Below are 6,577 nucleotides of genomic sequence, written 5' to 3'. Positions count from 1 at the left end.
CGAACTGATTAAGCTTGATCCGCAGAGGGGTGATTACAGCCAGCGCGCAGCGATCCTGACATCTCAGTTATCGACTGAACGTTTTAATCAAGCCATAGCTGAAGGCTACAAAGCGGTTGAGAATAAACAAATAGCCACCGCTAGAACCCAGCTTAATAAAGCGAAGACCCTCTCACAATCACGGCAAGAAATTCAGCAACTCAGCCAAGCGATCGAAGGCGTTGAGCGCACTCTCCGTTTAGATGAAAACATCTCCAAAGCCAATATTGCAGAGTCGAAAGATGAGTGGGACAAGGTAAACACTGCGCTGACCAATGCATTGAAAGATAACCCTGACAATGAACAGCTAACAAATAGATTAGAAAAAGCAAAGACAATCCTGGCGTTAAAAGAGCAGATGACAACGTTGCTAAAGCATCCTTATCGCTTAGCCGTGGATTCAGTAAAAATCCGTGCAAAGAAAACATTGGCCAGAGCCGAACCTTATAGCGATGACAGTCCGTCACTCAGCGGTTTATCTAAAGCGTTAGACCAAACCTTAAATGCGGTGAATAAAAACGTTTCTGTGAAACTACAATCGGATGGCTTAACCACTATCTCTGTAAGAGGGGTGGGTCATGTGGGCAAGGTGACGTCAAAAACGATCACGCTAAAACCCGGTTCCTACATAGTCGAGGGAAAAAGGGATGGCTATAAATCCAAGCTTGTTGAAGTAACAATTCCAATCAATACATCGTCCATAGAAATGAGAGTCATCGCTGATGAGCGAATTTAAACAAGCGGTTTACGAGGCGCAAAAACGAGCTCAGAAAAAGCGGCTCTTTTATGCAGTAGGGATAATTGTCTCAGCGCTCATACTGATCTCTTTTCTAATGGTTTCTAAAGGCACTCGAATTGAAATTCTACCCTCAGAAATCACTGATACAGCTGAAGCCTCTTCACCCTCTACACTAGCTTTTGTGATAAATGGTCATCTATATAGTCTGACCAGCGAAGCAACGGTTATGGCAACAGCTGAAGGCTTTAAGCTAAAAACGCAAAAAGTAACAAGCGCTGACTTTGGCAAAGTCACCACACTTACGCTGGACCCACTGCCCTCAAAGCTGGTTTTGGAAAGTTCTCCCGAAGACGATAAAACGAGCTGGTCGATTAATGGAGAACTTATCGCAGTGGACAGTCGGCTCGAGAAGGTTCTTGATGCCGGAGACTACCAAGTGAGTTTGAGTCATCCTTACTATGAATCGACCGAACGGACCTATTCACTCGAACGCGGTGAGACGGTTGAGGAAACGATCACACTCAAACCTTTATCAGGTAAATTTGATGTCACAAGTACGCCTGACGGAGCTGTCATCACTATTAATAATGAAGAACACGGCAAAACACCCACAAGCCTTATTCTGAAGGGTGGTTCTTATAAGGTCAGTCTTTCAAAACAAGGATACGACCCTGTTGAAAACACCATTGAAATCAAAACGAATGCTTTAAACCCTACTCGTCACTACAAACTGCAACCCAAAAGTGCCGGGATCAGACTATCTCTGTCACCTCAAGGCGGTACGCTTACCCTGAATGGTATCAATATCAGTCCAGCCGCGAAAATCAAGGTGACGTCAGGCAAAAAGAGTACGATTAGCTATAAAAAGCCGGGCTATTTTGGCCAATCCAGAACATTTACCTTAGAGCCCGAAGAGGTAAAATCCTACACCTTTGATCTTAAGAAAGAATTCGGCAAAGTGAGCGTCACAGCGAATCTGCCAGCGGAGGTCTATGTTAACGGTAAAAAAGTCGGACGAACGCCTTACGAGACATCTTTGCTTGCAGTTGAACATCAGATCCACGTTAAGCAGGTCGGGTACCGCACTGTGAAAGGCAAAATTACGCCCAATGCCGATTCAACTTCTTTATTTAATGCCCGTCTCATCCTAGAGAAAGAGGCCCGCCTGGCTGAAGCACCCTCTACTTATAAAACGAAATCCGGCGAGGAAATGGTGCTGTTCAAGGCCACCGACACCATTGATATGGGCGCAGAGCGAAGTGAACCCGGACAGCGAGCAAATGAATTTGTCAGGACAGCTATGATAACGAAGCCTTTTTATGCTGGTCGTTATGAGGTCACCAATGCCGCTTATGCCGCTTATAAAAAAGACCACTCCGGACCGCCAACAGAACCTGTCAGTAATGTCAGTTGGTTTGATGCGGTGCGTTACGCAAACTGGTTGAGTGAAGCAGAAGGATACATACCGGTCTACAAGCTGAATGGCGATAAACTCACTGGTGTAGATAGCCACGCTGATGGATATCGTTTATTAACAGAAAGTGAGTGGGAATGGCTGGCCCGAAAAGCAGGTAGATCAAGCGAAAGTTTATTCTCCTGGGGTGATGATAAAACTATCCCCAGAAAAGCAGCCAATATTGCAGATGAATCGACAAAAGGTAGCGTGCCTATCTTTGTCTCTCGTTACGACGATGGCTTTGCTAATAAATCACCCGTTGGCGCCATGCAAAAAGAAAAGTCAGGTCTGTTCGATATGGGTGGTAACGTTAGTGAATGGACGCATGATGCATACACGCTTATTCCACCCAAGAAAGGTGTCGTGCATTCTCATGATTTGGACCGTAGCCTCAGTATCTCTCGCGTTGTGAAAGGGGCTAACTGGCAGTCAGGCTCGCTGACTGAGTTAAGAAGTTCCTATCGAGAGGGGATGGAAGAAGCGGCTGCCACGGTTGGCTTTAGACTGGGTCGATTTGTATATGGAGGGAATTGAAATGACACGAATTAAAAAAATAAGTGTCGTGATCACGACTTTGAGCTTGCTTCTTCTGGGTGGCTTCACTGCGCATAAAGTCTATGCTGGAAAGCCCTTCATTAGTCTTAACGCACCTGTTTCCTTTCCTGTGGATATCTAATTATGAATGAGACGCTTAAGAACTTTGCGGCACTGGTTCTTTCGGTAATTGTCGTGCACATGCTGTATATCGGCTACATAAGACCGGAAGCGGCACAATTGATCGACTTTGCGGCATCACAAGGCCAGACTGCACCGCGAAACATCGTTGTTTTGATAAAGGACTATGAGCAACAAATCTGTTTCATACTTTTGCTTTGGGGCTGCTTTTTAATAGCAGGTGCTTACAGAGAAATACTGAAAACCAAGTATCTCTATAGCGTTGATCTTATCAATGACGTCAAAATTGAGAATGCGGCTGACACAACTGCACGACATGATCTGGACGTAAATGGCATTATTGATCGACTTGATAAAGATATTCCGGAAGATTGCAGAAAGTCGCCGCTGGTTCACACGCTTCGCTCAGCTTTATGGCGATACAGTTCTACCGATAATGTACAGAATCTGTCAGATGCAATAGAGAGTAATTTAGAAGCAATAGCCGTAAAGCAGGACTCAGAAAATAGCATGATCCGCTATCTGATTTGGGCTATTCCATCTATTGGTTTTATCGGCACAGTACGTGGTATTGGTCAGGCATTATCACAGGCAGATGAAGCCCTGGCAGGTGATATATCAGGTATGACAGACAGTCTCGGTATTGCCTTTAACTCCACCCTTGTTGCCTTGCTCATCAGTATCTTTTTGATGTTTCTGTTCCATCAGCTGCAACGACTACAGGATAGTCAGATTGTGGATACACAAGACTATTGTGATAAGTATCTGCTCCGACGCATAAGGTGATGTGCTTTGGCTCATAAACCGCGACGAGCTGAAGGCAGCAATCTCGCCTTTCTGGACATTATGTCCTGTGGCTTGGGTGCTGTGATCCTGGTATTTATGCTGGTTAAACAGAATGTGAGTGATTCGCCCGCTGAAATCGACAATCTGAAAAACGATATTAGTGCGCTTGAACAGGCGAGAGATGAGTCCAAACAACGACTGAATGACATCCGCGACACACTTAAAAAAGAGAATATTGATATTTCGCAGATGCGCGCCAAGCTCTCAGCTCAACGTGCAGATGTGAACCAGAAAAATGAGGATCTGGCCTCTTCTTCATCAACACTTGATGAACTTAAGCAAAGCATCACTAAAATCAAAGTCCCCAAAAAAGAAGATCTCATTGAAACCAATCAGGTAAATGAAGAAGAGTACCTGCTGGGACTTAAGGTTGAAGGCAGAAAGATTGCTATTCTGTTGGATGTCAGCGCCTCAATGACCAACAAAAAGCTCATTGATATCATCAAGACAAAAAGCAGTTCCGATAACATCAAAGTGCGATCCGCTAAATGGATAAGAACCCAGCGCGTGCTTGAGTGGCTCCTAGCCAGGCTACCCAAAACAAGTGACGTTGTCGTGGTCGCTTACAGTGAAGATGCTATTCAGTTGGGCGGAAAAGGCTGGATAAGTGCGAATAACGTAGACGCTATCCGTGCAATTAACAGCGCTGCCAATCGTCTTGTGCCACAGGGGCCGACCAACCTTCAAAAAGGTCTGGATACCATTAGCAAATTCGCGCCAACCAACCTGTATGTCATTACCGATGGACTGCCTACTAAAGGAGAGTCTCGTTTTAAAAGCTTGAATCCCTTCAGCAGTTGCAGCTCTCTAACAGGAACGGGGAAAACGATTTCAGGCGAATGTCGTAAACGCCTTTTTCGACAAACCATCAAAGAGAGCGGGAACTTGAGTGCTCAAGTCGATGTGATCCTTTTGCCCCTGGAGGGCGATCCGGAAGCCGCCTATGAGTACTGGATATGGTCCTCAAGTAGAGGTGGGATTATGATAAGTCCAGCGGATAATTGGCCGTGAAACGACGTAATAGACAACTCGACATATTCAGCCTGTCCTTTCTGGATGTCATCTCTTGTGGCTTCGGCGCTGTAGTCATGCTGATTTTAATATCGAAAACCGACATTGAATCCTCAATCGCCGGATCAGACGATGTAAAAAAATTGCTCTCGTCTTTGCTCTCATTACAAAACTCTGTCACCCAAATTGAGCAGGATATGCGTGATGATTTATCCAGTCTCAAAGAATTATCGGGCCAGAAATCATCCATTGCTTCTGCTTCCCGATCCCTTGAAAACGAGCTTGCCAAGCTAGATAAAAATAATACAGCGATGGCAGAGAGTATTGAGGGACTCAGTCTGGTGGAGGAGAAGCTAAAACAGGCTTCGCTCACACAGCCAAGAAAGCCGACAGATAAACGTGATGTCGAAGTCGGTGGGATACCCGTTGATAGTGATTATGTTGTCTTTATCGTGGACACCTCAGGGAGTATGAAAAGTATCTGGGGTACCGTTTCCAGAGAGGTGATTAATGTCCTGAACATTCACCCTGAAGTAAAGGGATTTCAAATTCTCAACGATATGGGAAAACCGCTTATCTCCGGATACGATGGTAAGTGGATCCCTGACACACCAACCCGACGTAAAAACGTCATTTCATTGTTTGGAAAATGGAACGCTTTATCAAATTCTAGCCCGGTCGAGGGCCTGACCGTCGCACTCAGAAAATATGCCAAACCCAACATCACCACCTCAATATATGTGTTTGGAGATGAATACTCAGGTGGAAGTTACGATGCTGTTCTCGACAGCGTGACAAAACAGAATAAGGTACTGAGTTCAGGCAAGCGGCTTGCGAAAATACATGCGGTCGGCTTTATTTCAGCTGGCACAACGGATAGGTTCAGTGTTCTGATGCGTGAAATGACTCAACGTAATCAAGGGACATTTATTGCCTTACCCAGATAACATAAACAGTCAAATCAATATACTTGGTAGCTGTTCCGGTAAAGAACATCGACATAGTGAGGAAATGGCTTCTTCCTGTACAGCTATAATGAGTTCCTGAGATATTTTTTAATGCTCAAATTAATCCTAGCATGCGTATTTACTCACTAAACGTGCTGAAAACATTAATAATATCTGTACATTTCTGATGAGCGTCTTATTATAAATCTAAGCCCAGTAAAATAATTTGAACCTATTTCTTACCCACTTCGACTTAGCTAATAACAACAACGTTTGTTGTCCTACATCAGAAAACCATAAGGAATAGCGAAATGAAAATTAATAAATCATCCCTTTTAAGCGCCAGTGTAATAGCCATCGCCTTAGCCAGCTCTCAAGCCTATTCAGCATCAGGCACTTCTCAATATGTTGAAGATGTTTCACTGTCATTCCCCGGCATGGCTGCAGTGATTAATATTAAAAACAATTCAGCTAATAAGGAGTTAAGCGCTTTAGATCTTGGTGTTACTACGAACAATATGGACTTTGATATTGCAGGCAGGGTGACATGCAAAGGTAGTAATGTGAGTATGGTCACTTCAAATGCCTACTTTGGTCCAGTCAACATCAGCGGCACTGGCATTAACAGTAGCTCGACACTTTATAATAAAGCTGTCTCAGTTGCAGAAGATGACGGTGGTATTGTCGAATACACACCCGATACATTTACTGTGCCATTAAATAGCGTTAAAAATGGACACCCTGCATTGCGTGTCGATCCATTAGAAGAACTCAATAAAAAGCTGCAGACTCATATCCAAGGCGGAGGTAAGGCCCTAGATTTCTACAAACAAGATCAGGATATTGTGATTAAACGTCCTATTT

6 protein-coding genes and 1 pseudogene are annotated in these 6,577 nt (G+C 44.3%); all 7 read left to right on the top strand.

What is annotated here, in order from left to right; genetic code table 11:
• Positions 1–775 (top strand): annotated as a pseudogene (locus ACTF5U_RS12020) (hypothetical protein); the annotation flags it as partial.
• Entirely contained in the window at positions 762–2,768 is a 2,007-nt protein-coding gene (locus ACTF5U_RS12015) for a PEGA domain-containing protein (protein WP_438971872.1), read from the top strand. The pseudogene ACTF5U_RS12020 and the gene ACTF5U_RS12015, both read left to right, overlap by 14 nt.
• Position 2,769: 1 nt before the next feature.
• Positions 2,770–2,910, top strand: a complete 141-nt coding sequence (locus ACTF5U_RS12010; protein WP_438971871.1) for a hypothetical protein — start codon at positions 2,770–2,772, stop codon at positions 2,908–2,910.
• A 2-nt stretch (positions 2,911–2,912) separates the two neighbouring features.
• Positions 2,913–3,695: a MotA/TolQ/ExbB proton channel family protein gene (locus ACTF5U_RS12005; protein WP_438971870.1), complete on the top strand. Its 783-nt coding sequence runs from the start codon at positions 2,913–2,915 to the stop codon at positions 3,693–3,695.
• Positions 3,696–3,701: 6 nt separating this feature from the next.
• Positions 3,702–4,766 (top strand): VWA domain-containing protein, encoded by a 1,065-nt coding sequence (locus tag ACTF5U_RS12000; RefSeq protein WP_438971869.1) that lies wholly within the window; start codon positions 3,702–3,704, stop codon positions 4,764–4,766.
• The gene (locus tag ACTF5U_RS11995) at positions 4,763–5,713 is read left to right on the top strand and encodes a hypothetical protein (RefSeq protein WP_438971868.1); all 951 of its coding nucleotides are present in this window, start codon (positions 4,763–4,765) and stop codon (positions 5,711–5,713) included. Before ACTF5U_RS12000 ends, ACTF5U_RS11995 begins: the two co-directional genes overlap by 4 nt.
• A gap of 311 nt (positions 5,714–6,024) precedes the next feature.
• The coding region (locus ACTF5U_RS11990; protein ID WP_438971867.1) for a hypothetical protein at positions 6,025–6,577 on the top strand (553 nt) is incomplete at its 3' end.

This window comes from Methylophaga sp. (assembly GCF_965655755.1).
Taxonomy (GTDB): Bacteria; Pseudomonadota; Gammaproteobacteria; order Nitrosococcales; family Methylophagaceae; genus Methylophaga.
The sequence above is the reverse complement of the archived record's forward strand: the minus strand, read 5'-3'. Positions and strand labels throughout refer to the sequence as shown.

Bases quoted from the DNA above. Each gene is read 5' to 3' on its own strand.
- ACTF5U_RS12015 (WP_438971872.1), top strand. From the start codon at position 762: ATGAGCGAATTTAAACAAGCGGTTTACGAGGCGCAAAAACGAGCTCAG.
- ACTF5U_RS12010 (WP_438971871.1), top strand. From the start codon at position 2,770: ATGACACGAATTAAAAAAATAAGTGTCGTGATCACGACTTTGAGCTTG.
- ACTF5U_RS12005 (WP_438971870.1), top strand. From the start codon at position 2,913: ATGAATGAGACGCTTAAGAACTTTGCGGCACTGGTTCTTTCGGTAATT.